This window comes from Klebsiella sp. AqSCr (assembly GCF_008452795.1).
Classification (GTDB): Bacteria; Pseudomonadota; Gammaproteobacteria; order Enterobacterales; family Enterobacteriaceae; genus Klebsiella; species Klebsiella pneumoniae.
The window spans coordinates 2,623,891-2,647,885 of record NZ_MJDM01000005.1; the positions used below are offsets into that span (position 1 = coordinate 2,623,891).

At 56.6% G+C, this 23,995-nt stretch carries 27 protein-coding genes; 8 read left to right on the forward strand and 19 right to left on the reverse strand.

The features are described 5' to 3' along the window. Nucleotides 1-26: 26 nt before the first annotated feature. The 8 genes from fusA to fkpA all read right to left on the reverse strand — a co-directional run bounded on the left by fusA (nt 27) and on the right by fkpA (nt 6,065). Nucleotides 27-2,141, reverse strand: coding sequence for an elongation factor G (gene fusA, locus BHE81_RS16990; RefSeq protein WP_002920103.1), 2,115 nt, complete (start codon nt 2,139-2,141; stop codon nt 27-29). 96 nt (nt 2,142-2,237) lie between these two features. Next, on the reverse strand, nt 2,238-2,708 hold the full coding sequence (gene rpsG / locus BHE81_RS16995; protein WP_002920113.1) for a 30S ribosomal protein S7: 471 nt from the start codon (nt 2,706-2,708) through the stop codon (nt 2,238-2,240). A gap of 96 nt (nt 2,709-2,804) precedes the next feature. Next, nucleotides 2,805-3,179: a 30S ribosomal protein S12 gene (gene rpsL, locus BHE81_RS17000; RefSeq protein WP_002920115.1), complete on the reverse strand. Its 375-nt coding sequence runs from the start codon at nt 3,177-3,179 to the stop codon at nt 2,805-2,807. A 124-nt stretch (nt 3,180-3,303) separates the two neighbouring features. Beyond that, nucleotides 3,304-3,591 (reverse strand): sulfurtransferase complex subunit TusB, encoded by a 288-nt coding sequence (gene tusB, locus BHE81_RS17005; RefSeq protein WP_002920119.1) that lies wholly within the window; start codon nt 3,589-3,591, stop codon nt 3,304-3,306. A gap of 7 nt (nt 3,592-3,598) precedes the next feature. Beyond that, a complete protein-coding gene (gene tusC, locus BHE81_RS17010; RefSeq protein WP_004185917.1) occupies nt 3,599-3,958 on the reverse strand; it encodes a sulfurtransferase complex subunit TusC in 360 nt (119 codons plus the stop codon). Further along, a complete protein-coding gene (gene tusD, locus BHE81_RS17015) occupies nt 3,958-4,344 on the reverse strand; it encodes a sulfurtransferase complex subunit TusD (protein ID WP_002920128.1) in 387 nt (128 codons plus the stop codon). The genes tusC and tusD overlap by 1 nt, the downstream gene beginning before the upstream one ends. Next, a complete protein-coding gene (locus tag BHE81_RS17020) occupies nt 4,344-5,066 on the reverse strand; it encodes a helix-turn-helix transcriptional regulator (RefSeq protein ID WP_002920130.1) in 723 nt (240 codons plus the stop codon). The genes tusD and BHE81_RS17020 overlap by 1 nt, the downstream gene beginning before the upstream one ends. Before the next feature lie 168 nt (nt 5,067-5,234). Beyond that, nucleotides 5,235-6,065 (reverse strand): FKBP-type peptidyl-prolyl cis-trans isomerase, encoded by an 831-nt coding sequence (gene fkpA, locus BHE81_RS17025; RefSeq protein WP_110246641.1) that lies wholly within the window; start codon nt 6,063-6,065, stop codon nt 5,235-5,237. A gap of 222 nt (nt 6,066-6,287) precedes the next feature. Between fkpA and BHE81_RS17030 the strand changes: the two genes are divergently transcribed. Beyond that, on the forward strand, nt 6,288-6,506 hold the full coding sequence (locus BHE81_RS17030) for a protein SlyX (protein WP_002920136.1): 219 nt from the start codon (nt 6,288-6,290) through the stop codon (nt 6,504-6,506). 58 nt (nt 6,507-6,564) lie between these two features. Here the strand turns inward: BHE81_RS17030 and slyD are convergent, their stop codons facing one another. The 4 genes from slyD to kefG all read right to left on the reverse strand — a co-directional run bounded on the left by slyD (nt 6,565) and on the right by kefG (nt 9,819). Continuing rightward, complete coding sequence (gene slyD / locus BHE81_RS17035; RefSeq protein ID WP_023301463.1) at nt 6,565-7,158, reverse strand: peptidylprolyl isomerase; 594 nt, start codon at nt 7,156-7,158, stop codon at nt 6,565-6,567. 93 nt (nt 7,159-7,251) lie between these two features. Further along, nucleotides 7,252-7,452, reverse strand: coding sequence for a YheV family putative zinc ribbon protein (locus tag BHE81_RS17040; protein WP_002920143.1), 201 nt, complete (start codon nt 7,450-7,452; stop codon nt 7,252-7,254). Nucleotides 7,453-7,463: 11 nt separating this feature from the next. Next, nucleotides 7,464-9,269 carry a glutathione-regulated potassium-efflux system protein KefB gene (gene kefB / locus BHE81_RS17045; protein ID WP_004150031.1) on the reverse strand — a complete coding sequence of 602 codons (1,806 nt, stop codon included), beginning with the start codon at nt 9,267-9,269 and terminating at the stop codon, nt 7,464-7,466. Beyond that, nucleotides 9,256-9,819: a glutathione-regulated potassium-efflux system ancillary protein KefG gene (gene kefG / locus BHE81_RS17050; RefSeq protein WP_004151401.1), complete on the reverse strand. Its 564-nt coding sequence runs from the start codon at nt 9,817-9,819 to the stop codon at nt 9,256-9,258. Before kefG ends, kefB begins: the two co-directional genes overlap by 14 nt. A 173-nt stretch (nt 9,820-9,992) precedes the next feature. On the opposite strand from kefG, the gene BHE81_RS17055 reads away from it, so the two are divergent. The 4 genes from BHE81_RS17055 (at nt 9,993) to BHE81_RS17075 (ending at nt 14,244) form a co-directional block, all read left to right on the forward strand. After that, nucleotides 9,993-11,897 carry an ABC transporter ATP-binding protein gene (locus BHE81_RS17055; protein ID WP_004185926.1) on the forward strand — a complete coding sequence of 635 codons (1,905 nt, stop codon included), beginning with the start codon at nt 9,993-9,995 and terminating at the stop codon, nt 11,895-11,897. Between the two features lie 227 nt (nt 11,898-12,124). Continuing rightward, nucleotides 12,125-13,123 (forward strand): hydrolase, encoded by a 999-nt coding sequence (locus BHE81_RS17065; protein ID WP_072145335.1) that lies wholly within the window; start codon nt 12,125-12,127, stop codon nt 13,121-13,123. Further along, nucleotides 13,120-13,338 (forward strand): YheU family protein, encoded by a 219-nt coding sequence (locus BHE81_RS17070; protein WP_004174055.1) that lies wholly within the window; start codon nt 13,120-13,122, stop codon nt 13,336-13,338. Before BHE81_RS17065 ends, BHE81_RS17070 begins: the two co-directional genes overlap by 4 nt. A gap of 36 nt (nt 13,339-13,374) precedes the next feature. Then, the gene (locus BHE81_RS17075) at nt 13,375-14,244 is read left to right on the forward strand and encodes a phosphoribulokinase (RefSeq protein WP_002920153.1); all 870 of its coding nucleotides are present in this window, start codon (nt 13,375-13,377) and stop codon (nt 14,242-14,244) included. 54 nt (nt 14,245-14,298) lie between these two features. Here BHE81_RS17075 and BHE81_RS17080 read toward each other — a convergent pair whose 3' ends face one another. Beyond that, nucleotides 14,299-14,703: an OsmC family protein gene (locus BHE81_RS17080; protein WP_002920158.1), complete on the reverse strand. Its 405-nt coding sequence runs from the start codon at nt 14,701-14,703 to the stop codon at nt 14,299-14,301. A gap of 306 nt (nt 14,704-15,009) precedes the next feature. Here BHE81_RS17080 and crp point away from each other — a divergent pair, with 306 nt between their 5' ends. Continuing rightward, on the forward strand, nt 15,010-15,642 hold the full coding sequence (gene crp, locus BHE81_RS17085; RefSeq protein WP_000242758.1) for a cAMP-activated global transcriptional regulator CRP: 633 nt from the start codon (nt 15,010-15,012) through the stop codon (nt 15,640-15,642). A gap of 51 nt (nt 15,643-15,693) precedes the next feature. Beyond that, nucleotides 15,694-17,772, forward strand: a complete 2,079-nt coding sequence (locus tag BHE81_RS17090; RefSeq protein WP_020323923.1) for a YccS/YhfK family putative transporter — start codon at nt 15,694-15,696, stop codon at nt 17,770-17,772. Here BHE81_RS17090 and argD read toward each other — a convergent pair. The 5 genes from argD to ppiA form a co-directional block, all read right to left on the reverse strand. Beyond that, entirely contained in the window at nt 17,762-18,982 is a 1,221-nt protein-coding gene (gene argD, locus BHE81_RS17095; RefSeq protein ID WP_002920226.1) for a bifunctional acetylornithine/succinyldiaminopimelate transaminase, read from the reverse strand. The two genes, BHE81_RS17090 and argD, sit on opposite strands and share 11 nt — an antisense overlap. Before the next feature lie 90 nt (nt 18,983-19,072). Further along, on the reverse strand, nt 19,073-19,636 hold the full coding sequence (gene pabA / locus BHE81_RS17100) for an aminodeoxychorismate synthase component 2 (RefSeq protein ID WP_002920229.1): 564 nt from the start codon (nt 19,634-19,636) through the stop codon (nt 19,073-19,075). 32 nt (nt 19,637-19,668) lie between these two features. Further along, entirely contained in the window at nt 19,669-20,271 is a 603-nt protein-coding gene (locus BHE81_RS17105) for a putative adenosine monophosphate-protein transferase Fic (protein WP_004181446.1), read from the reverse strand. Continuing rightward, complete coding sequence (locus BHE81_RS17110) at nt 20,261-20,428, reverse strand: YhfG family protein (RefSeq protein ID WP_002920231.1); 168 nt, start codon at nt 20,426-20,428, stop codon at nt 20,261-20,263. Before BHE81_RS17110 ends, BHE81_RS17105 begins: the two co-directional genes overlap by 11 nt. Nucleotides 20,429-20,534: 106 nt before the next feature. After that, a complete protein-coding gene (gene ppiA / locus BHE81_RS17115) occupies nt 20,535-21,104 on the reverse strand; it encodes a peptidylprolyl isomerase A (RefSeq protein ID WP_002920238.1) in 570 nt (189 codons plus the stop codon). A gap of 276 nt (nt 21,105-21,380) precedes the next feature. On the opposite strand from ppiA, the gene tsgA reads away from it, so the two are divergent. Next, on the forward strand, nt 21,381-22,568 hold the full coding sequence (gene tsgA / locus BHE81_RS17120) for an MFS transporter TsgA (protein WP_110246643.1): 1,188 nt from the start codon (nt 21,381-21,383) through the stop codon (nt 22,566-22,568). Here tsgA and BHE81_RS17125 read toward each other — a convergent pair. Next, nucleotides 22,565-23,887: a cytosine deaminase gene (locus tag BHE81_RS17125; RefSeq protein WP_004174045.1), complete on the reverse strand. Its 1,323-nt coding sequence runs from the start codon at nt 23,885-23,887 to the stop codon at nt 22,565-22,567. The genes tsgA and BHE81_RS17125 overlap by 4 nt on opposite strands. Between the last annotated feature and the right edge of the window lie 108 nt (nt 23,888-23,995).

The following is a 23,995-nucleotide window of genomic DNA, read 5'->3' on the forward strand; positions in this document are numbered from 1 at the left end:
CGGGACTTAGGTTTTAATCCTGTGGATTATTTACCACGGGCTTCAATAACGGCCTGAGCAACGTTGTTCGGCGCATCATCATACTTCAGGAATTCCATGGTGTATGATGCACGACCTTTGGTCAGAGAACGCAGCTGAGTTGCATAACCGAACATTTCGGACAGCGGTACTTCAGCGTGGATCTTAACGCCGGTTACTTCGGATTCCTGACCGCGCAGCATACCGCGACGACGGCTCAAGTCACCGATAACGTCACCAGTGTTCTCTTCCGGAGTTTCTACTTCAACCTTCATGATCGGCTCAAGCAGAACTGGTTTTGCTTTCTTAAAGCCTTCTTTAAAGGCAATAGACGCAGCCAGTTTAAACGCCAGCTCAGAGGAGTCAACGTCGTGGTAAGAACCGAAGTGCAGACGGATACCCATATCAACTACCGGGTAACCTGCCAGCGGACCAGCTTTCAGCTGTTCCTGGATGCCTTTATCAACGGCCGGGATGTATTCGCCAGGAATTACACCACCTTTGATGTCGTTGATGAACTCGTAACCTTTCGGGTTAGAGCCCGGCTCCAGCGGGTACATGTCGATCACAACGTGACCGTACTGACCACGACCACCAGACTGCTTGGCGTGTTTACCTTCGATATCGGTAACTTTCGCGCGAATCGCTTCACGGTAAGCAACCTGAGGTTTACCGACGTTCGCTTCAACGTTGAATTCACGCTTCATACGGTCAACGATGATGTCGAGGTGCAGCTCACCCATACCGGCGATAATGGTCTGGTTAGACTCTTCGTCAGTCCATACGCGGAAAGACGGGTCTTCTTTAGCCAGACGACCCAGAGCCAGACCCATTTTTTCCTGGTCAGCTTTGGTTTTCGGCTCAACGGCGATGGAGATTACCGGCTCAGGGAATTCCATACGCTCCAGAATGATCGGCGCATCCGGGTCACACAGGGTGTCACCAGTGGTTACGTCTTTCAGACCGATAGCAGCAGCGATGTCGCCCGCGCGAACTTCTTTGATCTCTTCACGTTTGTTAGCGTGCATCTGAACGATACGACCGAAACGCTCACGTGCAGCTTTCACGGAGTTCAGTACGGTATCACCAGAGTTAACCACACCGGAGTACACGCGGAAGAAGGTCAGGTTACCCACGAACGGGTCGGTAGCGATTTTGAACGCCAGTGCAGAGAACGGCTCGTCGTCGCTTGCGTGACGCTCAGCCGGGGTATCTTTACCGTCGTCCAGGATACCGTTGATCGCAGGTACGTCAACCGGGGATGGCAGGTAATCAATTACCGCATCCAGCATCGCCTGAACGCCTTTGTTCTTGAACGCAGAACCACAGGTTACCAGGATGATTTCGTTGTTCAGAACGCGCTGACGCAGAGCTTTTTTGATCTCTTCTTCAGTCAGTTCTTCACCACCCAGGTATTTTTCCATCAGCTCTTCAGAAGCTTCAGCTGCGGATTCGATCAGGTTCTGGTGCCATTCATCAGCCAGGTCCTGCATGTCAGCCGGGATATCTTCGTATTCGAAGGTTACGCCCTGGTCTGCATCGTTCCAGTTGATGGCTTTCATTTTCACCAGGTCAACAACGCCGGTGAAACCTTCTTCAGCACCAATTGCCAGCTGCAGCGGAACCGGGTTCGCGCCCAGACGGGTTTTGATCTGACCAACAACTTTCAGGAAGTTAGCGCCCATGCGGTCCATTTTGTTAACGAACGCGATGCGCGGAACTTTATATTTGTTTGCCTGACGCCATACGGTTTCAGACTGCGGCTGAACACCACCAACTGCGCAGTAAACCATTACCGCACCATCAAGAACACGCATGGAACGTTCTACTTCGATAGTGAAGTCAACGTGCCCCGGGGTGTCGATGATGTTTACGCGGTGCGGTTCATACTGTTTGGCCATACCAGACCAGAATGCAGTAGTCGCAGCGGAAGTGATGGTGATACCACGTTCCTGCTCCTGCTCCATCCAGTCCATGGTAGCGGCGCCGTCATGAACTTCACCGATTTTGTGGTTTACACCGGTGTAGAACAGAATACGTTCGGTAGTAGTGGTTTTACCGGCGTCGATGTGCGCACTGATACCGATGTTACGGTAGCGTGCGATGGGTGTTGTACGAGCCATTTGATTCCTCGTTTATTTCTTTAGGCGTTCAGTTAAGTTATCCAGAGCGGGCGACTCATCTGAAGCGCCCGCCTGGTGACTATGACTCCGAAGGGATTACCAACGGTAGTGAGCGAACGCCTTGTTGGCTTCGGCCATACGGTGAACGTCTTCACGTTTCTTAACTGCAGTACCTTTGTTGTCTGCAGCATCAGTGAGTTCGTTCGCCAGGCGCAGAGCCATGGATTTATCACCGCGTTTACGAGCAGCTTCAACGATCCAACGCATTGCCAGGGCATTACGACGGACCGGACGAACTTCAACTGGAACCTGATAAGTAGAACCACCTACGCGGCGGGACTTAACTTCGACAGTCGGGCGCACGTTTTCGAGCGCAACTTCGAAGGCTTCCAGTTCAGATTTACCAGAACGCTGAGCCAGGGTCTCCAGCGCGCTGTATACGATAGTTTCTGCAGTAGATTTTTTACCATCTACCATCAGGATATTGACAAATTTAGCCAGCAGTTCTGATCCGAACTTCGGATCCGGCAGAATTTTACGCTGACCAATGACGCGACGACGTGGCATGGAAATACTCCGTTGTTAATTCAGGATTGTCCAAAACTCTAAGAGTTTAGTATGACATTAAGATAAATCAGTTTGGCCTTACTTAACGGAGAACCATTAAGCCTTAGGACGCTTCACGCCGTACTTGGAGCGAGCCTGCTTACGGTCTTTAACGCCGGAGCAGTCAAGCGCACCGCGAACGGTGTGGTAACGAACACCCGGAAGGTCTTTAACACGACCGCCACGGATCAGGATCACGGAGTGCTCCTGCAGGTTGTGACCTTCACCACCGATGTAGGAGGTGACTTCGAAACCGTTAGTCAGACGCACACGGCAAACTTTACGCAGTGCGGAGTTCGGTTTCTTAGGAGTGGTGGTATATACGCGAGTACATACGCCACGTTTCTGCGGGCAGGCTTCCAGCGCTGGCACGTTGCTCTTTGCAACTTTGCGCGCGCGTGGTTTGCGTACCAGCTGGTTAATTGTTGCCATTAAATAGCTCCTGGTTTTAGCTTTTGCTTCGTAAACACGTAATAAATCGCCTCATATATTATGAGGACGCAGAATTTTAGGGCGGTGCCGAAAAGGTGTCAAGAAATATACAACGATCCCGCCATCACCAGGCCAACTGACCGGCATGTTTGACTGTGAGTCTGACAAAATCAGTATAGCTAACCCTGCCGACACTGTCCGCAATTTGACCAGCCAGCCCGCGGGCGTCAACGTCGTCTTGCAGCACGTATAGGGTTATGGGGGCGGATTGCAGGATCTCAAGGAAGCGACCATCGGCGATGGCCGCGGTGACGCCGTCAGACAGTAGTACCAGATCGTCGCCGTGCTCCATCAAACGAAGCATCGCTGCGATGTCGGCATGCCAGGGGGAAACACTGAGCGTATGGAGCATGGGGGCCTCAGAAACGCAAAATCACATCAAATTCATGCAGACGGGCGCGCAGGGCATCCGGCGCCAGGCATTCGACATCCACCACCCACGGGGTCGTGGGATCCAGGCCGCGCTCTCGCGCTGAGTCGGCGCACAGCCAGCACTGGTCGATATCATATAGCGACAGCAATTTAAAGGTAGCGATGTAGTCGCGGGCCAGCACAGCGCCAGGCCGCTGTTCGGGTAACAGCTGAAACACGCCGTCGCCCACAAAAAACACGCCAATATCGTCGGTGAGCGCAGAGGTTGCTAATAAGGCATCGAGGCCTTCCCTGCCAGCGGCGCTGCCGTGCGGCGCAGAGGAAAATACAAAAGCCACACGTTTCATCAGAACTGCACCATCCGATCGCAAGTAAGCGCCGCTTCCGCTAGCGCGCCGAGCCCGCTCAAGGTAAAACCCGGCTGCAAATTGTGGCCAGGCAGAGCGAGCTGTTGCGCTTCGCGTTCGTCCGTTACGCCACGACGCAGGGCGGCCGCCACGCAGATATGCAGCGCGACGCCGTGCTCATCGTGGAGGGATTGCCACCCGCGCACCAGATCGAACTCATCGCTGGCGGGCGCCGTCAACTGGTTAGCGTTAAGCACGCCTTCGCGATAGAAAAAAACGCACGCCAGCTCATGGCCTTCCTGCAGCACGGCCTGGGCAAATTGCCAGGCGCTGCTCGCCTGCTGCGTGCCATAGGCTGGGCCGGTCACCGTGAGGGCAAAACGCATTACTTATCCAGCCCCTGGAAATCGCCGCTTTTGAACTGGCGAATATAGAGGTAGACGGTGTGCTTGGAGATGTTCAGACGATCGGCTACCTGGTTAATAGCGTCTTTAATATCGAAGATCCCTTTCTCGTAGAGATTCAGCACGATTTGACGGTTTTTCGCATTGTTAGACACGCTGCGATCGGCATTCACCTCTTCAATGGTGAACTCCAGCGTCTGGGCGACCAGATCGTCTACCGAAGAAGCAAAGTTCACCGGCGAGTTCACTTCAGGCGTTTCTGGCGGAATAAAGGTGCTCATGATCTGGGAAAACGGCACATCCAGATTCATGTTGATACACAGCAGACCAATCACTCGGTGATCGCGGTTGCGAATGGCAATCGTCACCGACTTCATCAGTACGCCGCTTTTAGCGCGGGTAAAGTAGCATTTGGAAACGCTGCTATCGGCGCCCGTCATATCGTGCAGCATGCGCAGCGCAAGATCGGTAATCGGTGAACCAATTTGGCGGCCGGTATGTTCACCATTGGCGATACGGATGGCAGAGCATTTCAGATCCTGCAAAGAATGCAGCACGATTTCACAGTGCGAACCGATGAGCATCGCCAACCCGTCCACTACCGCTTCATAAGATTTGAGAATATCGAAATCGGTCTGGTCAAAGGGACGTTGATCCAGCAGGTCAAGCTCGCTGGTTTCATTGGTTAAAAGCGACCTGGACATGAAAAAAAGCACTCCTTTTCAGGAGCCTGTCGTTATTGTCAGGGCAGGCTCATCATCATTATTAAGCTATCTAAAGTAATACAGCGCCTGAGGATCTTTCCAGTTTTAATTATATCTGCGCTCAATAAAAAAGCCGCCGCCTCTGACGAGACGGCGGCCTGAACCTGATTACTTCTTAGCGTCAGCTTTCGCGTCCGCGGCTTTCGCATCGCCTGCGGCTTCCGGCTGTGCATCTGCCTTCGGCGCCGGTTTGATATCCAGCACTTCTACATCAAAGACCAGCGTAGAGTTGGCCGGGATGCCCGGGACGCCAGTTTTACCGTAGGCCAGGTCCGGCGGAATAACCAGCTTGATTTTGCCGCCTTTCTTGATGTTCTTCAGGCCTTCAGTCCAGCCCGGGATCACGCCGTCGAGACGGAAAGAGAGCGGCTCGCCGCGAGTATAAGAGTTATCAAACTCTTTACCGTCGATCAGGGTACCTTTGTAGTTTACCACCACGGTATCGCTATCTTTCGGCGCATCGCCAGCGCCTTCTTTCTCGACTTTATACAGCAGGCCAGTTTTTGAGGTTTTCACGCCCTTCTCTTTGGCAAAGTTGTCACGGAAAGCTTTGCCTTTGGCTTCGTTCTCAGTGGCGTCTTTTTCCATTTTCTGCTGAGCCGCGGTCTTCACGCGCGTTTCAAAGGCCTGCAGAGTCTGTTCGATCTCCTGGTCGGACAGTTTGCTCTTATCGGCAAACGCGTCCTGTACGCCGGCGATCAGCTGGGCTTTATCCAGCTTAATGCCCAGCTTCTCTTGTTCTTTCAGGGAGTTTTCCATGTAACGCCCCAGGGACGCGCCCAGCGCATAGGCCGATTTCTGATCGTCATTTTTAAATGCCGATTTACTCTCAGCCGCCGGGGCTGCCTTCGTTGCCGTATCTGCAGCGAAGGTCAGCGGTGCATTCAGGGCGACGGCCATTGTGGTCGCCAGCAGCGTTACTTTAAACAGTGATTTCATCCATTTCTCCAGGGCCGGGGCCTCTCGCCCCAGGGTTATCGTAAAAAGCAAAAAACGTACTATAGAACGTTGCCGTTAAAATCTACATACGGACGTTCCTGAATATCGCCTCTTTTAGGACTATTTTTGTATGAATAAGTTTCCTGTACGGCGCAGCGATGCTGCGCGCCAGGGGAAACTTAAGTAGAATCCGCCCGCAGGATCAGACTAAAGAGGTTACCCATGCACGATAGCACATTAGAAACGCGCCTTGCGGAGCTGGAAAGCCGGCTGGCGTTTCAGGAAATCACCATCGAAGACCTCAACAAAACCGTGACCGCCCACGAGATCGAGATGGCGAAGATGCGGGAGCATATGCGTCTGATGATCGAGAAGCTGAAGGCGACCCAACCCTCCCATATCGCCTCCCAGGCGGAAGAGACGCCACCGCCGCACTATTGAGGCGTAAAAAAAGCGGGTTTCCCCGCTTTTTTGTCGTCTTCGTGCCGAAGCGCAAAGATTAGTGGCAGCCGCAGCCACCGTGGCCGCCGCAGCCGCCTTTACCATGGTCGTGACCATGATCGTGGCCGTGGCCGTGGCCGCCGCAGCAACCGTCATGACCATGGTCATGATCGTGATCGTGGCCATGCGCGCCGTGCACGTGACCGTGCTCCAGCTCTTCCGCAGTCGCTTCGCGGATGGCGACGACTTCCACATTAAACTTCAGGTTCTGGCCAGCCAGCATGTGGTTGCCATCAACCACAACGTGGTCGTCTTCAACTTCAGTGATTTCTACTGGTACCGGACCCTGATCGGTTTCCGCCAGGAAGCGCATGCCAACCTGCAGTTCATCAACGCCCATGAAGACGTCTTTCGGTACACGCTGCACCAGGTTTTCGTCATACTGACCGTAAGCGTCGTTAGCGCCGACGGCAACGTCAAATTTGTCGCCCACTTCGTGGCCATCCAGCGCGTTTTCCAGGCCGGAAATCAGGGAGCCGTGACCGTGCAGGTAATCCAGCGGCGCGCTTACCGGAGATTCATCAACCAACACACCGTCTTCTGTACGTACCTGATAGGCCAGGCTGACCACCAGGTCTTTTGCTACTTTCATGATATCTCCTGAGATGGGAAGAATAGTGGCGCAGATTGTAGCGGAATTCTGCTGCCGTGTACCCTTTAGCTTAAAAAAAGCCGACGGATAACGCTAGTCGGGATGAAAAATGCCAATCACCTGCTCCTCTTTGCGTACATGCTCACGGGCCTCTTTATCTGCCTCACGCATCTGATGACCGCACTTAACGCACTCAACAACATCGACATTATTCTCACGCCACATTGCCAGCGAATCCTGCGCCTGGCACGCCGGACATTTCGCCCCGGCAATAAAACGTTTACGCACTGCCATAAGATTTACCTTTATTCAAACTCGTCCCAGCCGTCCAGCTGCCGGCTCTCTTTCTGCATTTCGCGCTGGAAAATCTCTTCCAGTTCGCGCCGGGCCTCCCGCACGCGTGATATCTGTACCGTATCAGTATGCACTGGCATTAGCTCGCGCAGCATTCGCATATCGAGGCGTCGGAAGTGCAGCTGCGCGCGCTGGGCCTGGTGAGGATGCATCCCGAGGGTGATGAGCGCTTTGCGCCCCAGCTCCAACGCACTGGAGAAAGTTTCACGAGAAAACTGCGTCACGCCGGCCTGCAGCAGCTCATGCGCCTCAACGCGCCCGCGAGCGCGGGCCAGAATATGCAGATGTGGAAAGTGTTGTTGACACATTTCCACCAGCCGCATGGTATCTTCTGGCTCATTACAGGTGATGACGATCGACTGCGCCTCTTCCGCTCCCGCCGAGCGCAGCAGCTCCAGCTGGGTGGCATCGCCAAAATAGACTTTATAGCCATAGTTGCGCATCAGATTTACCGCGCTGATGTCCCGCTCCAGTACCGTAATACGCATCTTATTGGCCATCAGCAGGCGACCAATGACCTGACCAAAGCGACCAAACCCGACAATAATCACCTGCGGCTTGTCATCCTCCACCCACGGCGCCTCACCGGTATCGTCCGCCGGGTTCAGCCGTCGCGACAATAGCTTATCTATCCCCTTCATCAGCAGCGGCGTCGTCATCATCGACAACGTTACCGCCACCAGCAGCAGCGCCATCTGGTCGTGCTGAAACAACCGCTGAGAGGCGGGCAGCGAAAAGAGGACAAACGCGAACTCGCCGCCCTGGCTTAATACGCCCGCGAACTGCATCCGCTCGGAACTTCGCAGGCCATAGAGACGGGCCAGCAGATAGAGCACCAGCATTTTTACCGCCACCAGCACCGCCACGCTCACCGCCACCCACAGCAGATGGGTATACAGTACGCCAAGGTTCAGCGCCATGCCGACGGAAATAAAGAACAACCCGAGCAGCAGCCCCTTGAACGGATCGATAGCGATCTCCAGTTCGTGGCGATACTCACTTTCCGCCAGCAGCACGCCGGCAATAAAGGTGCCCAGCGCCATCGACAGCCCCAGCGCCTCCATAAACAGGGCAGATCCGAGGACCAACAGCAGCGTGGCGGCAGTGAACACCTCCCTGACCCCCGAGCTGGCGATAAAACGGAACACCGGCCGCAGCAGATAGCGTCCGCCAATCAGCATCCCGGCAAAGGCCAGGACCTTCATGCCGACCGTCAACCAGTTCACATGCTCATCCGCTGAACCGGCCAGCAGGGGCACCAGCGCCAGCGCCGGGATCACCGCCAGATCCTGAAACAGCAGCACCGAAAAGCCTAGCTGTCCCGCTTCGCTGCGGCTCATTCCCTTCTCACGCATCAGCTGCAGCGCCATGGCGGTGGAAGACATCGCCAGGCCGATCCCGCCGACCACCGCCGCCTGCCATGAAAACCCGGTCGTCATCAGCAACCCACCGAGGATCGCCGCGCTGAGCATCACCTGCGCCGCGCCAACGCCGAAGATGGAGCTCCGCAGTCGCCATAGCTTGGCGGGATTGAGCTCCAGGCCGATGATAAACATCAGAAACACTACGCCGAGCTCAGAGAAATGGAGAATTTCATCCACATCGCTGATAAACCCGAGCCCCCACGGACCAATGGCGATCCCGGCCAGCAGATAGCCCAGCACCGCGCCAATCCCCAGTCTTGAAGCCAGAGGGACGGCGATGACGGCCGCGAACAAAAACAACACCCCCGCCAGCAGCAAATCAGATCCCGCCATGGACACCTCCGGCGGCGATGGGGTTGGCCAACCAGTCCCGGTAGGCCAGGGCGCGGCTGCGCAGCTCCTCTGGCTGCTGCCTCCGGGCCCAGTAGACGATAATGGGGCTCATCCAGTGCATACGGCACATGCCGGCGGTCAGTTCAAAAGGACGTAAAATATCGTTCATCGGATAGCGATTAGCATCGCGACGGTAGGCGCTCTCAGGCTCGCCGGTAGTGATCACGCTGCGCCAGTACTTTCCCGCCAGTTCGTTCCCTCCGGCGCCGCTGGCGAAGCCGCGGCTTAACACACGATCCAGCCACTCCTTAAGCAGCGCCGGACAGCTCCAGGTATATAAAGGGTGCTGGAAAACAATCACCTCATGCTGGCGCAGCAGGTCCTGTTCGTAAGCAATATCGATAAAAAAATCCGGATAGTGCGCGTAGAGATCGTGCACGGTGACGTTCGGCAACTGTAAGGCCGGCTCTAATAAAACCCGGTTGGCCACGGAATCCTGAGATTCTGGGTGGGCATACAGCAGCAACACTTTCGCTGTCTGAGACATCATTCCCCTCCCGTAGGTCTTCTGGCGGCCTGCACAGCCCCGGCGTTTTGACACAGCCAGAATGACTTTGTGTATCGTCTTCGTTTTGGGCTACCATGGCGGCCCGGTGAAGCGATTCGCTTCCACACTACATTATCATAATGACAAATTAACATAGTCTGAACATACGGCGCCTTATGATTGTTTTCTCCTCGTTACAAATTCGTCGCGGCGTACGCGTCCTGCTGGACAACGCCACCGCTACCATCAATCCTGGCCAAAAGGTCGGTCTGGTGGGGAAAAACGGCTGCGGGAAATCGACGCTGCTATCGCTTTTGAAAAACGAGATAAGCGCTGACGGCGGCAGTATGACCTTTCCCGGCAACTGGCAGCTGGCCTGGGTGAATCAGGAAACCCCGGCGCTACCGCAGCCGGCAATCGATTATGTCATTGACGGCGATCGAGAATATCGCCAGCTGGAGGCCGCGCTCCAGCAGGCTAACGAACGCAACGACGGTCATGCTATCGCAACCGTCCACGGTAAGCTGGACGCCATCGACGCCTGGACGATCCGTTCGCGCGCCGCCAGCCTGCTGCACGGACTGGGGTTCAGCAATGAACAGCTTGAGCGGCCGGTCAGCGATTTTTCCGGCGGCTGGCGTATGCGCCTTAACCTCGCCCAGGCGCTGATCTGCCGCTCCGATCTGCTGCTGCTCGATGAACCGACTAACCACCTCGATCTCGATGCGGTGATCTGGCTGGAGAAGTGGCTGAAGGGCTATACGGGAACGCTGATCCTCATCTCCCACGATCGCGATTTTCTCGATCCTATCGTCGACAAAATTATCCATATCGAACAGCAGACAATGTTTGAGTACACCGGCAACTACAGTTCGTTTGAAGTGCAGCGCGCCACCCGCCTCGCTCAGCAGCAGGCGATGTACGAAAGCCAGCAGCAGCGCGTCGCGCACCTGCAAAGCTATATCGATCGCTTCCGTGCCAAAGCCACCAAGGCCAAGCAGGCGCAAAGCCGGATCAAAATGCTGGAGCGGATGGAGCTTATCGCTCCGGCGCACGTGGATAACCCGTTCCACTTCAGCTTCCGCCAGCCGGAGAGCTTGCCTAACCCGCTGCTGAAGATGGAGAAAGTCAGCGCCGGCTACGGCGAGCGTATTATTCTCGACTCCATCAAGCTTAACCTGGTGCCGGGCTCGCGTATCGGCCTGCTGGGCCGCAACGGCGCCGGGAAGTCGACGCTGATTAAGCTCCTGGCAGGCGAGCTCCAGCCCGTAAGCGGCGAGATCGGCCTCGCGAAAGGCATCAAGCTCGGCTACTTCGCCCAGCATCAGCTGGAATTCCTGCGCGCCGATGAGTCGCCGCTGCAGCACCTGGCGCGTCTGGCGCCGCAGGAGCTGGAGCAGAAGCTGCGTGATTATCTCGGCGGCTTTGGTTTCCAGGGCGATAAGGTGAGCGAAGAAACCCGCCGCTTCTCCGGTGGAGAAAAGGCGCGCCTGGTACTGGCCCTGATCGTCTGGCAGCGCCCTAACCTGCTGCTGCTCGATGAACCGACCAACCACCTTGACCTCGATATGCGTCAGGCCTTAACCGAAGCGCTGATCGACTTTGAAGGGGCGCTGGTGGTCGTATCGCACGATCGGCACCTGATCCGTTCCACCACTGACGATCTGTACCTCGTCCACGATGGTAAAGTCGAGCCGTTCGACGGCGATCTGGAAGATTATCAGCAGTGGCTCAGCGACTCGCAAAAACAGGAGTCCCAGAGCGGCGAGGCGCCAAAAGAGAGCGGCAATAGCGCCCAGGCGCGCAAAGACCAGAAGCGTCGGGAAGCGGAGCTGCGCAGCCAGACCCAACCGCTGCGCAAAGAGATCGCCCGTCTGGAAAAAGAGATGGACAAGCTCAACGCGCAGTTGGCCAGTGCGGAAGAAAAACTTGGCGACAGTGAGCTTTATGACGCCTCACGTAAAGCCGAGCTGACCGAATGCCTGCAGCAGCAGGCCAGCGCGAAGTCCGGGCTGGAGGAGTGCGAGATGGCCTGGCTGGAGGCCCAGGAGCAGCTGGAGCGCATGCTTCAGGAAGGCTAAACTCTTCCTCTTCATCCTGCCTGCGCGTACGCTGCCGCTGGCAGGGTGGGTTTCTGCCCTCTTCATGGCCTGGCCATCAGCGACATCAATGATTTGTTTTTGCTGTAAGCTGGCGTCACTGGCCGCAAGACCACATATTGGCTAACCCCCTGCATGCCCTGCGCGGTATAGTCATCATCACGTTTATTAATTGTTCTGGTGCTATGGTTGAAATCATCCCCACAGACATGACGCCCCCCGAAAACGATTCGCGTGAGTTCCATCCGATGCGCGGCGTGGGCAATCGTCATCTGCAAACCATGCTGCCGCGGCTGATTCGCCGTAAATTGCGCTTTACCCCGCACTGGCAGCGCCTTGAGCTGCCGGACGGCGATTTTGTCGATCTGGCCTGGAGCGAAGACCCGCACCAGGCGCGCCATAAGCCGCGCCTCGTCGTTTTTCACGGCCTGGAAGGCAGTCTGCACAGCCCGTACGCCCATGGTCTGATCCACGCGGCGATACAGCGCGGCTGGCTGGGCGTGGTGATGCATTTCCGCGGCTGCAGCGGCGAACCTAACCGCAATCACCGCATCTATCACTCCGGCGAAACGGAAGATGGCACCTGGTTTTTGCACTGGCTGAAGCGCGAGTTTGGTCCCGCGCCGACCGCGGCCGTCGGCTATTCGCTGGGCGGCAATATGCTGGGCTGCCTGCTGGCAGAAGAAGGCGACCGCTGCCCGCTGGATGCGGCGGTGATCGTCTCCGCGCCTTTCATGCTCGAAGCCTGCAGCTATCATATGGATAAGGGCTTCTCGCGGGTTTATCAGCGCTATCTGCTCAATCTGTTAAAAGCCAACGCTTCACGCAAGCTGAAAGCGTACCCGGGCTCGCTGCCCGTCGATTTACGCCAGCTCAAAGGGATGCGCCGCATCCGGGAATTTGACGATATGATCACCGCCAAAATCCATGGCTTTGCCGATGCGCTGGATTATTACCGGCAATGCAGCGCCATGCCGCGGCTCAGCGATATCACTAAGCCGACGCTCATCATTCACGCGAAAGACGATCCGTTTATGGATCACCACTCTATTCCGCCGCAGGAGCAACTGCCCGCGAACGTAGAGTATCAATTGACCGAGCAAGGCGGCCACGTTGGCTTTGTCAGCGGCACTCTGCGTAAACCGGAGATGTGGCTGGAAAGACGCATTCCCGACTGGTTAAACCGCTGGCTGGAGGTTCCCGTATGATTATTCCCTGGCAGGATCTGGATCCCGAAACGCTGGATAACCTGATTGAAAGCTTTGTGTTACGTGAAGGCACCGATTATGGTGAATATGAACGTTCACTTGCCGATAAAGTCGCCGATGTAAAACAGCAGCTGAAACGCGGAGAGGCGGTCCTTGTGTGGTCGGAACTGCATGAGACGGTCAATATTATGCCGCGCGCGCTGTTTAACGGCTAAGGCGACGCCACTACATCGTTTAACCAGGGAGTTGTTATGTCTGCCAAACATCCGGTGATCGCCGTCACGGGCTCCAGCGGCGCGGGCACTACCACCACCAGCCTTGCCTTTCGCAAAATCTTCGCGCAGCTAAACCTGCATGCCGCGGAGGTGGAAGGCGATAGCTTTCATCGCTACACCCGCCCGGAAATGGACATGGCGATCCGTAAGGCGCGGGATCAGGGTAAACATATCAGCTACTTTGGCCCGGAGGCGAACGACTTCGGCCTGCTGGAGCAGACCTTTGTCGACTATGGTCGCCACGGCAAAGGTCAGTCGCGGAAATATCTCCACACCTATGACGAAGCCGTGCCGTGGAATCAGGTGCCGGGGACCTTTACCCCCTGGCAGCCGCTGCCGGAGCCGACAGACGTGCTGTTCTATGAGGGGCTGCACGGCGGGGTTGTCACGCCGCAGCATGATGTCGCCAGCCATGTCGACCTGCTGGTCGGGGTGGTGCCTATCGTTAACCTCGAGTGGATCCAAAAGCTTATTCGCGACACCAGCGAACGCGGCCACTCCCGGGAGGCGGTGATGGACTCGGTCGTCCGCTCGATGGAAGATTACATCAACTTCATTACCCCGCAATTTTCCCGCACCCATATCAACTTTCAGCGCGTGCCGACGGTGGACACCTCCAACCCGTTTGCCGCCAAAGCGATCCCCTCGCTGGACGAGAGCTTTGTAGTGATCCATTTCCGCAATCTGCAGAATATCGATTTCCCCTGGCTGTTGGCGATGCTGCAGGGCTCGTTTATCTCGCACATGAACACCCTGGTGGTGCCGGGCGGTAAAATGGGGCTGGCGATGGAGCTTATCATGACGCCGCTGGTCGAGCGCCTGATGGAAGGCCGTAAGATAGGCTAACCAAAAAACCCCGGCCTGGCCGGGGTTGAGATTCGATACAACGGCAGGCGAAGACTACGCCTCGATCACTTCATAGGAGTGAGTGATGTTCACCGCTTTTTCCAGCATCAGCGCCACCGAGCAGTATTTCTCTGCCGACAGGTCCACCGCCCGGGAGACCGCGGCATCTTTCAGCGCCTTGCCGGTGACGATAAAATGCAGATTAATATGCGTGAACAGACGCGGAGCCTCTTCGCGACGCTCGGAGGTCAGCTTCACTTCGCAATTGGTCACGTCGTGACGACCTTTTTGCAGAATGGAGACCACATCGATCGCACTGCAACCGCCCGCCGCCATCAGCACCATCTCCATCGGGCTGGGAGCCTTATCCCCAGAGTTGCCATCCATCAGAATCTGGTGTCCCGATGCGGACTCCCCGATAAAGGTTAACCCTTCTACCCATTTCACACGCGCTTGCATAAAATTTAACTCCAGTATCGCAATATTCCTGTCAGATTACGCGCACATAACAATTCTCGCAACGGAAGGCGACCTGCGTCATGCTGAAGCGAGACACCAGGAGACATGCGGCGAAAGCTATGCTAAAACAGTCTGGATGCTACAGTAATACATTGATGTACTGCATGTATGCAGAGGAGTTCACATTACGGGCTGTCGAAAAATCATCAGCCAGCTTCCCAGGTATAGGGAAACAATACGATTGCATGCCCGGACGCCGTGTAGTGTCGGCGCCCGGAGATAGCTTATAACAGAGGATAACCGCGCATGGTGCTTGGCAAACCGCAAACAGACCCTACCCTTGAATGGTTCTTGTCTCATTGCCACATTCATAAGTACCCATCAAAGAGCACGCTGATCCACCAGGGTGAAAAAGCAGAAACGCTGTACTACATCGTTAAAGGCTCCGTGGCTGTACTCATCAAGGATGAAGAAGGTAAAGAGATGATCCTCTCCTACCTCAACCAGGGCGATTTCATCGGTGAATTAGGCCTGTTTGAAGAGGGTCAGGAGCGTAGCGCCTGGGTACGGGCGAAAACCGCATGTGAAGTGGCCGAAATCTCTTATAAGAAATTCCGTCAGCTGATCCAGGTGAACCCGGACATTCTGATGCGTCTCTCTTCGCAAATGGCTCGCCGTCTGCAGGTCACGTCTGAGAAAGTGGGCAACCTTGCCTTCCTCGACGTGACGGGCCGTATCGCCCAGACGCTGCTGAACCTGGCGAAGCAACCGGATGCCATGACCCACCCGGACGGTATGCAAATTAAAATTACCCGCCAGGAAATTGGTCAGATCGTCGGCTGCTCTCGTGAAACCGTTGGTCGTATTTTGAAAATGCTGGAAGATCAGAACCTGATTTCCGCGCACGGTAAAACCATCGTCGTCTACGGCACCCGTTAAGTTGCTAAGCGGCGTATTGCTCCCGCAGTACGCCGTTTTTGTTTTTCCCTCATGTGGCGCAGGCTGATTTACCACCCGGAAGTCAACTATGCACTGCGGCAAACGCTGGTGCTGTGTCTGCCCGTGGCCATCGGTCTTCTGCTCGGCCATCTCCAGCAGGGGCTGTTATTTTCCTTAGTCCCCGCCTGCTGCAACATTGCCGGTCTTGATACCCCGCATAAGCGCTTTTTCAAACGCCTGATTATCGGCGGCTGCCTGTTTGCCGGATGCAGTCTGGTGGTGCAGTTGCTGCTTGCCCAGGCGATACCCCTGCCGTTTATTCTCAGCGGCCTGGCGCTCTTGCTCGGCGTTACCGCGGAGATCAGTTCGCTGCACGCGCGGCTGCTGCCCGCGTCGCTGATCGCCGCCATCTTTACCCTGAGCCTGGCGGGCAATATGCCCATCTGGGAGCCGCTGCTGATCTACGCCTTCGGCACGCTGTGGTACGGCGTGTTTAACTGGTTCTGGTTCTGGCTGTGGCGCGAACAGCCGCTACGGGAGTCGCTTAGCCTGCTTTACCGGGAGCTGGCGGACTACTGTGAAGCCAAATACAGCCTGCTGACCCAGCATACCGATCCCTCGACCGCCCTGCCGCCGCTGCTCACCCGCCAGCAGAAAGTGGTCGATCTGATTACCCAGTGCTATCAGCAGATGCATATGCTGGCCGCTAACCAACGCAACGATCATAAGCGCCTGCTGCGGGCGTTTCAGATGGGGCTGGATCTGCAGGAGCATATTTCGGTCAGCCTGCATCAGCCGGAAGAGGTGCAAAAGCTGGTGGAACGCAGCCATGCCGAAGCGGTGATCCGCTGGAACGCGCAGACCGTCGCCGCCCGCCTGCGCGTGCTGGCGGATGACATGCTCTATCATCGCTTTCCAAAGCGCTTTCAGATGGATAAACAGATCGAGGCTCTGGAAAAGATCGCCAGACAACATCCGGATAACCCGGTCGGCCACTTCTGCGCCTGGCACTTCAGCCGCATCGCCCGGGTGCTGCATACCCAGCGCCCGCTGTATGCCCGGGACCTGATGGCCGACAAAGAGCGTCGTTTACCGCTATTGCCCGCGCTAAAGAACTACCTGTCGCTAAAATCGCCCGCGCTGCGCAATGCCGCCCGCATCAGCGTGATGCTGAGCGTCGCCAGCCTGATGGGCAACGCCCTGCACTTGCCTAAGCCCTACTGGATCCTGATGACGGTGCTTTTCGTCACCCAGAACGGCTATGGCGCCACCCGGGTGCGTATTGTTCACCGGGCGGCGGGGACGCTCGCCGGCCTGACGATCGCCGGGCTGACCTTGCATTTTCACGTTCCGGAGAGCTACACCCTGAGCGGGATGCTGCTGATTACCCTGCTCAGCTATCTGATCATTCGCAAACACTATGGCTGGGCGATGGTTGGGTTTACGGTGACGGCGGTATATACCCTGCAGCTGCTGACGCTTAACGGCGAACAGTTTATTATCGCCCGGCTGATCGACACCCTTATCGGCTGCCTGATTGCCTTCGGCGGGATGGTCTGGCTGTGGCCGCAGTGGCAGAGCGGCCTGCTGAAAAAAAACGCCCACGATGCGCTGGAGGCCGACCAGCAGGCAATTCGCCTGATCCTCAGCGCCGATCCAAAAGCCCCCGCGCTGGCCTATCAACGCATGCGCGTCAACCAGGCGCACAACGCGCTCTACAACTCCCTGAATCAGGCGATGCAGGAACCCGGGTTTAATACCCACTATCTGGAAGATATGAAGCTGTGGGTGACGCACAGCCAGTTTATCGTCGAACACATCAACGCTATGACCACCCTGGCCCGGGAGCATACGATGCTGACCCCGGATCTTGCCCAGCGCTATCTCGAATCCTGTGAGATTGCGCTGCAGCGCTGCCAGCAGCGGCTGGACAGCGATGGTCCCGGCAGCGCAGGGGATGCCAATATTATGGAGTCGCCGGAAAGCGAGGCGCCGATCGGTCCGTTAAGCACCCTGGAGCAGCATCTGCAACGCATTCTGGGCCATCTGAACACCATGCACACCATTTCATCAGTGGCATGGCGTCAGCGGCCGCACCATGGCATCTGGCTGCGGAAGATCAGCCGTTAATCACCTTTGCCACGGCCTGAGCAAAGCGCGCCATCCCCTCGGCAATATCCTGCTCGTCGATGATCAGCGAGGGAACAAAACGCATCACGTCCGGCCCGGCGTTGAGCACCATGACGCCGGCGTCGGCCGCGGCATAGAGGAAATCACGCGCACGGCCTTTGTGCTGCGGCTTGAGTTCCGCGCCGATCAGCAGGCCCATCCCGCGTATATCACTGAACAGATCAAACTCGGCATCCAGCCGCTGCAGGTGTTTGACGAACAGTTCGCGCTTCGCGCTCACGCCATCCAGCACCGCCGGGGTATTGATCAAATCGAAGGCGGCGTTGGCGACCGCGCAGGCCAGCGGGTTGCCGCCGTAGGTTGAGCCATGGGAGCCCGCATGGAAGGCGCTGGCGATCTCGTGGGTGGTCAGCATGGCGCTGACCGGGAAGCCGCCGCCCAGCGCTTTGGCGCTGGTCAGAATATCCGGGGTCACGCCGTAGTGCATATAGGCGAACAGCGATCCGGTACGCCCCATACCACACTGTACTTCATCAAAGACGAGCAGCGCCTGGTGCTGATCGCACAGCTCGCGCAGTCCCTGCAGGAAAGCCGGCGTGGCCGCCGTCACGCCGCCTTCGCCCTGAATCGGCTCCACCACCACCGCGCAGGTGTGGTCATCCATCACCGCTTTTACCGCCTGCAGATCGTTGAAGGGAACATGGACAATATCCGCCGGTTTTGGGCCGAAACCATCGGAATACTTCGGCTGACCGCCGACGGAAACGGTAAACAGGGAGCGGCCATGAAAGGCATTATGGAAGGCGATGATTTTGGTTTTATACGGGCTATGGCGGGTCACCGCATAGTGACGCGCCAGCTTAAAGGCCGTTTCATTGGCTTCGGTGCCGGAGTTCATAAACACCACGCGCTCGGCGAAGGTAGCCTCGACAAGTTTACGTCCCAGACGCAGCGCCGGCTCATTGGTAAAGACGTTGCTGGTGTGCCACAGCGTTTCGCCCTGCTGATGCAGCGCCGCCACCAGCGCCGGATGGCAATGGCCAAGCGCCGTCACCGCGATACCGCCGGCGAAATCGATATACTCTTTCCCCTGCTGATCCCAGACGCGGCTGCCTTTCCCCTTCACCGGGATGAATTCTGCCGGTGCATAAATTGGCAAAATAACTTCATCGAATGTGGCGCGGGTGATTGCCGGTTGTTCAGTTGCCATGTCTTGCCCATCCCTCTTCGTTACGCAGATGCGATTATGATAATCTAATCACAAAATATGCATAAAAAATCAGTCAATAGCAACTGAAAATCACCGTTTCAAAAAGTTGGCCAGCAATTGATGGCCCTGCTCGCTGAGGATGCTTTCCGGATGAAACTGCACGCCCTCGAGATCCCATTCGCGGTGACGGATCCCCATAATCTCACCGCTGGCGCTGCGGGCAGTGACGTTAAACTCGGACGGGAGCGTCGGCGGGTCAATCACCAGCGAGTGATAGCGGGTCACCGTCAGGGGATTATTCAGCCCCTGAAACACCCCTTCGCCGTTATGCTCGATAAGCGAGGTTTTGCCATGCATCACCTGGGCCGCCCGCACGATAGTCGCGCCAAACGCCTGGGCGATCGCCTGATGCCCGAGACAGACGCCCAGCAGCGGCGTTTTTCCGGCATAGTGGCGGATAACCGCGAGGGAAATCCCCGCCTCATCCGGCGTGCAGGGGCCTGGCGAGATCACGATTTTCTCCGGCGCCAGCGCCGCTATCTCCTCCAGCGTCAACGCATCGTTGCGCCTGACCAGTACTTCCGCCCCCAGTTCGCAGAAGTACTGATACAGATTCCAGGTGAAAGAGTCATAGTTATCGATAAGCAGGATCATAGCGGCTCCGGAACAATCAAAACCGGGCTATTCTACTCAGATTCCCGCGCTTCGCTTACCACTTTGCGAAAGATCGCCACCAGCGGGGCCAGATCGCCCATCGCGCTCTGCTGGCAGGCCGCACTCCAGCCGGCGGGGTCAACGTCACGCCAGTTAAGAAGGTAGCCGGCATGTATCGCCAGCTGTTCAAAGAAAATACGCTGGGTCAGGCCATTGCCAAGACGAAAAGGGTGCAGCACATTAATTTCACCATAGAACCAGCTCAGGCGTTCGATGAAGGTATCGCGCGGCAGGCCATTGAGATAATCCTCCTGCTCAAGGGCCTGCATCAGGGCATTCCCCTCCTCCTCGATCCGGGCAAAGTGGCAGAACGGCGTATCGCCCAGGTAGAGGTTCACTTCACGCAAGCGGCCCGCCCAGTCAAACAGATCCTGATACAACTGGTGATGAATAGCGCACAGATAGGGTAAGCCGCGCACCCGCGGGCCCAGCGGCAGAGTGGCCGCCCGCAGCGCTGTCATCTCAAAGGCGGCCTGCTGCAGATTTTTAGCCTGGCGGATGCCGAGACGGTTGCGCAGCACGTTCAGCGCCGGATAGAGATAAGGATCGCGTTCATCGCCGAATTTATCGCTCATACTCCCTCCGCAACGTCGCCAGACGCGCCAGCGCCTCTTCGGCAGTCAGCGTAACCAGCGGCACCGTCACGCCTTCAAGGCGACGGCTGGCCTGAAAATTGGTATTGCGTGTCTGTTCCCAGAGTCGGGATTTTTGCTTATCGGTGAGTGGACGCATCGTCGCCCCCCATATCGTCCCCTGTGTGCCACAAGTATAAGCAGCAATTTCAGGTTATGCCGGGAGGTGACCGGGCGCGGCGATAGACCACCGCGCCGCGGGAGGATTAGGGTAGCACTTTCGCAGAGAGGATAACGACCGGTTTGGTCGGCACATTCTGGTACGGACCAACGTTATGGGTCTGGACCTGAGAGATCTTATCCGCAACATCCATCCCCTTCACCACTTTGCCGAATACCGCATAGCCAAAGTCGCGCTGGCCATGGTCGAGGAAGGCGTTATCCGCCACGTTGATGAAGAACTGACTGGTGGCGCTATCCTGATCGGCGGTACGCGCCATCGCGATGGTGCCGCGGGTGTTGCGCAGGCCGTTGTCTGCTTCATTCTTGATCGGCGGGTTAGGCTGCTTCTGCTGCATCTGTTCGTTAAAGCCGCCGCCCTGCACCATGAATCCCGGGATCACGCGGTGAAAGGTGGTGTTGTTGTAGAAGCCGCTGTTGACGTACTTCAGGAAGTTATCCACGGAAATCGGGGCTTTCTGGCTGTTTAACTCAAGCTCAATGTTACCTGCCGAAGTGGTCAGCAGCACATGCGGATCGCCCTTTGCCGCCATGGCCGGGGAGAACGCTGAAATAGCGAAAACGGCAGCCATCGCCGCCAGTGTTGATTTGAGCATGGAAATTCCTTAACGGAGCAGAATAAAAGCGAGTGCCTTGATTCTAAAGAGCCTTTGCATCCTGGGCCAGCCTTTTACCAAATTTTACTTAGCTGTAATAATTGTAACCGCGCAAACGATCTCCTTTGCAGCGAACAAGCGTGATGCAGATCACATTAAAACATGCAAAAGATAACCCATTTCACAATAAACATTTAATTACATCACCTGAACGAATAAAATCTGTCCGCCCGGCGCAGCGTCAACGCGCTTTACCTTTCTATTCACAGGCCAGTCATGACTAACAGCAACCGTATTAAGCTCACATGGATCAGCTTCTTCTCCTACGCCCTGACCGGCGCGTTGGTGATCGTCACCGGGATGGTGATGGGTAACATTGCGGATTATTTCCATCTGCCCGTTTCCAGTATGAGCAACACCTTTACCTTTCTGAACGCCGGTATTCTTATCTCCATCTTCCTCAATGCCTGGCTGATGGAAATCGTGCCGCTGAAAACTCAGCTGCGCTGTGGCTTTATTTTGATGGTGCTGGCGGTGGCCGGCCTGATGCTCAGCCACAGCCTGGCGCTGTTCTCCGCGTCAATGTTCGTTCTTGGCCTGGTGAGCGGGATCACCATGTCGATCGGGACCTTCCTGATCACCCATATGTATGAAGGCCGTCAGCGCGGGGCGCGTCTGCTGTTTACCGACTCCTTCTTTAGCATGGCGGGCATGATTTTCCCGATGGTCGCCGCCGTCCTGCTGGCGCGCAGCATCGAGTGGTACTGGGTCTACGCCTGTATTGGTCTGGTGTATGTCGCTATTTTCGTCCTGACTTTCGGCTGTGATTTCCCGGTGCTGGGCAAAAAAGCCCAGAGTGAAAACAGCCAGCCGGTGGTGAAAGAGAAGTGGGGCATTGGCGTACTGTTCCTCTCCGTTGCGGCGCTGTGCTACATCCTCGGTCAGCTGGGCTTTATCTCCTGGGTACCGGAATATGCAAAGAGCCTGGGCATGAGCCTCGGCGACGCCGGTAAACTGGTGAGCGATTTCTGGATGTCCTACATGATCGGCATGTGGTCATTCAGCTTCATCCTGCGCTTCTTCGACCTGCAGCGTATCTTAACCGTCCTCGCCGGGCTCGCGACGGTGCTGATGTACCTGTTTATCAATGGTTCGCCGGAGCATATGCCGTGGTTTATTCTGACCCTGGGCTTCTTCTCCAGCGCCATTTACACCTCGATCATTACGCTCGGTTCGCAGCAGACGCGGGTCGCTTCGCCGAAGCTGGTGAACTTTATCCTCACCTGCGGCACCATCGGCACCATGCTCACTTTCGTGGTCACCGGCCCGATTGTGGCGGCCAGCGGTCCCCTGGCCGCGCTGCACACCGCTAACGGCCTCTATGCCGTGGTATTCGTAATGTGCTTTATCCTCGGCTTCGTCTCCCGTCATCGCCAGAACAACGCTCAGGCGGCGTCTCACTAAGCCTTCGGCCCCTTTGCATCCGCAAGGGGGCTGTTCCTCATAAAAGAAAGCTCCTCGCCACCGCGGTCAGTTTGGATCCAGCTTTGCGCCGGCTGGGTGGTCGCGATCACCCTTCCCTGGCGAATTGACCAGCGCACCGGCACCTGGCAGCGGACGGCCTCAAAGCCATTCTCCGCCGGGAGAATGATCAGGTTAGCCGGGTTGCCGCTGACAATGCCGTAATCCTCGAGGCCAAACGTACGGGCGCTGTTGTCGGTGATAAGCTGCAGGCCGTCGTTGATCTGCTGGTAGCCCATCAGCTGGCAAACATGGAGCCCCATATGCAGGACCTGCAGCATATTGCCGGTCCCCAGCGGGTACCACGGGTCAAAGACGTCATCATGACCAAAGCAAACGTTGATCCCCGCCGCCAACAGCTCCTTCACCCGGGTAATGCCCCGTCGCTTCGGGTAGTCGTCAAACCGGCCCTGCAGATGAATATTCACCAGCGGATTGGCGACAAAGTTGATGCCGGAGAGCTTAAGCAAGCGGAACAGACGCGAGGTATAAGCGCCATTATAGGAGTGCATAGCGGTGGTATGGCTGGCCGTTACCCGCGGCCCTATCCCCGCTTTCAGCGCCAGCGCGGCAACGGTTTCAACAAAGCGCGACTGCTCATCGTCAATTTCATCGCAGTGAATATCCAGTGGGCGGTCATATTGCTGCGCCAGACGGAAGGCGATATGCAGCGATTCCACACCATATTCACGGGTGAACTCAAAATGCGGGATCGCCCCGACGACGTCCGCCCCCAGCTTGAGGGCCTCCTCCAGCAGCGCCTCGCCGTTGGGGTAAGAGAGGATCCCCTCCTGTGGAAAAGCGACAATCTGTAACTCGACCCATGGCGCCACCTCCTGTTTGACCTCCAGCATCGCCTTCAGCGCCGTTAACGTGGGATCGGAAACATCGACATGAGTGCGGACAAACTGCACGCCATTGGCGATCTGCCACTTCAGGGTTTTCCACGCCCGGGCTTTGACGTCCTCATGGCTGAGCAGCGCTTTCCGCTCCGCCCAGCGCTCAATCCCCTCGAACAGAGTACCGGACTGATTCCAGTTCGGCTCGCCGGCCGTCTGGGTGGTATCCAGATGGATATGCGGCTCGATAAAAGGCGGGATCGCTAGCCCGCCGCGAGCGTTCAATACCTCATAGCTTTCATCGTGCGCCTCCCCCATCGGCGTGATCGCGCCAAAGCGGCCCTTATCAATGGCTATTTGCCACAGGCCGTCGCGGTCTGCCAGGCGTACGTTCTGAATCAACCAAAGCGGCGCTGCTGTCATATCACCCTCTCTATTCAATACGGCTTGTTTTCTGTCTAACCCCAATCGCGGCTTACCCAATTCTTGTACACAAAATCAGCAAAAAGGAAAAGTCAGCGTTTTCCATGA

Excerpts from the sequence above, each read along its gene's own strand:
- fusA (WP_002920103.1), bottom strand. The coding sequence starts at position 2,141 with ATGGCTCGTACAACACCCATCGCACGCTACCGTAACATCGGTATCAGT.
- ppiA (WP_002920238.1), bottom strand. The coding sequence starts at position 21,104 with ATGCTCAAATCAACACTGGCGGCGATGGCTGCCGTTTTCGCTATTTCA.
- BHE81_RS17110 (WP_002920231.1), bottom strand. The coding sequence starts at position 20,428 with ATGCGTCCACTCACCGATAAGCAAAAATCCCGACTCTGGGAACAGACA.
- tusD (WP_002920128.1), bottom strand. The coding sequence starts at position 4,344 with ATGCGTTTTGCCCTCACGGTGACCGGCCCAGCCTATGGCACGCAGCAG.
- BHE81_RS17070 (WP_004174055.1), top strand. The coding sequence starts at position 13,120 with ATGATTATTCCCTGGCAGGATCTGGATCCCGAAACGCTGGATAACCTG.
- rpsL (WP_002920115.1), bottom strand. The coding sequence starts at position 3,179 with ATGGCAACAATTAACCAGCTGGTACGCAAACCACGCGCGCGCAAAGTT.
- argD (WP_002920226.1), bottom strand. The coding sequence starts at position 18,982 with ATGGCAACTGAACAACCGGCAATCACCCGCGCCACATTCGATGAAGTT.
- kefB (WP_004150031.1), bottom strand. The coding sequence starts at position 9,269 with ATGGCGGGATCTGATTTGCTGCTGGCGGGGGTGTTGTTTTTGTTCGCG.
- BHE81_RS17065 (WP_072145335.1), top strand. The coding sequence starts at position 12,125 with ATGACGCCCCCCGAAAACGATTCGCGTGAGTTCCATCCGATGCGCGGC.
- BHE81_RS17090 (WP_020323923.1), top strand. The coding sequence starts at position 15,694 with ATGTGGCGCAGGCTGATTTACCACCCGGAAGTCAACTATGCACTGCGG.
- BHE81_RS17040 (WP_002920143.1), bottom strand. The coding sequence starts at position 7,452 with ATGGCAGTGCGTAAACGTTTTATTGCCGGGGCGAAATGTCCGGCGTGC.
- tusC (WP_004185917.1), bottom strand. The coding sequence starts at position 3,958 with ATGAAACGTGTGGCTTTTGTATTTTCCTCTGCGCCGCACGGCAGCGCC.
- BHE81_RS17030 (WP_002920136.1), top strand. The coding sequence starts at position 6,288 with ATGCACGATAGCACATTAGAAACGCGCCTTGCGGAGCTGGAAAGCCGG.
- BHE81_RS17020 (WP_002920130.1), bottom strand. The coding sequence starts at position 5,066 with ATGTCCAGGTCGCTTTTAACCAATGAAACCAGCGAGCTTGACCTGCTG.
- BHE81_RS17080 (WP_002920158.1), bottom strand. The coding sequence starts at position 14,703 with ATGCAAGCGCGTGTGAAATGGGTAGAAGGGTTAACCTTTATCGGGGAG.
- slyD (WP_023301463.1), bottom strand. The coding sequence starts at position 7,158 with ATGAAAGTAGCAAAAGACCTGGTGGTCAGCCTGGCCTATCAGGTACGT.
- BHE81_RS17055 (WP_004185926.1), top strand. The coding sequence starts at position 9,993 with ATGATTGTTTTCTCCTCGTTACAAATTCGTCGCGGCGTACGCGTCCTG.
- pabA (WP_002920229.1), bottom strand. The coding sequence starts at position 19,636 with ATGATCCTGCTTATCGATAACTATGACTCTTTCACCTGGAATCTGTAT.
- crp (WP_000242758.1), top strand. The coding sequence starts at position 15,010 with ATGGTGCTTGGCAAACCGCAAACAGACCCTACCCTTGAATGGTTCTTG.
- BHE81_RS17105 (WP_004181446.1), bottom strand. The coding sequence starts at position 20,271 with ATGAGCGATAAATTCGGCGATGAACGCGATCCTTATCTCTATCCGGCG.
- BHE81_RS17075 (WP_002920153.1), top strand. The coding sequence starts at position 13,375 with ATGTCTGCCAAACATCCGGTGATCGCCGTCACGGGCTCCAGCGGCGCG.
- tsgA (WP_110246643.1), top strand. The coding sequence starts at position 21,381 with ATGACTAACAGCAACCGTATTAAGCTCACATGGATCAGCTTCTTCTCC.
- kefG (WP_004151401.1), bottom strand. The coding sequence starts at position 9,819 with ATGATGTCTCAGACAGCGAAAGTGTTGCTGCTGTATGCCCACCCAGAA.
- fkpA (WP_110246641.1), bottom strand. The coding sequence starts at position 6,065 with ATGAAATCACTGTTTAAAGTAACGCTGCTGGCGACCACAATGGCCGTC.
- BHE81_RS17125 (WP_004174045.1), bottom strand. The coding sequence starts at position 23,887 with ATGACAGCAGCGCCGCTTTGGTTGATTCAGAACGTACGCCTGGCAGAC.
- tusB (WP_002920119.1), bottom strand. The coding sequence starts at position 3,591 with ATGCTCCATACGCTCAGTGTTTCCCCCTGGCATGCCGACATCGCAGCG.
- rpsG (WP_002920113.1), bottom strand. The coding sequence starts at position 2,708 with ATGCCACGTCGTCGCGTCATTGGTCAGCGTAAAATTCTGCCGGATCCG.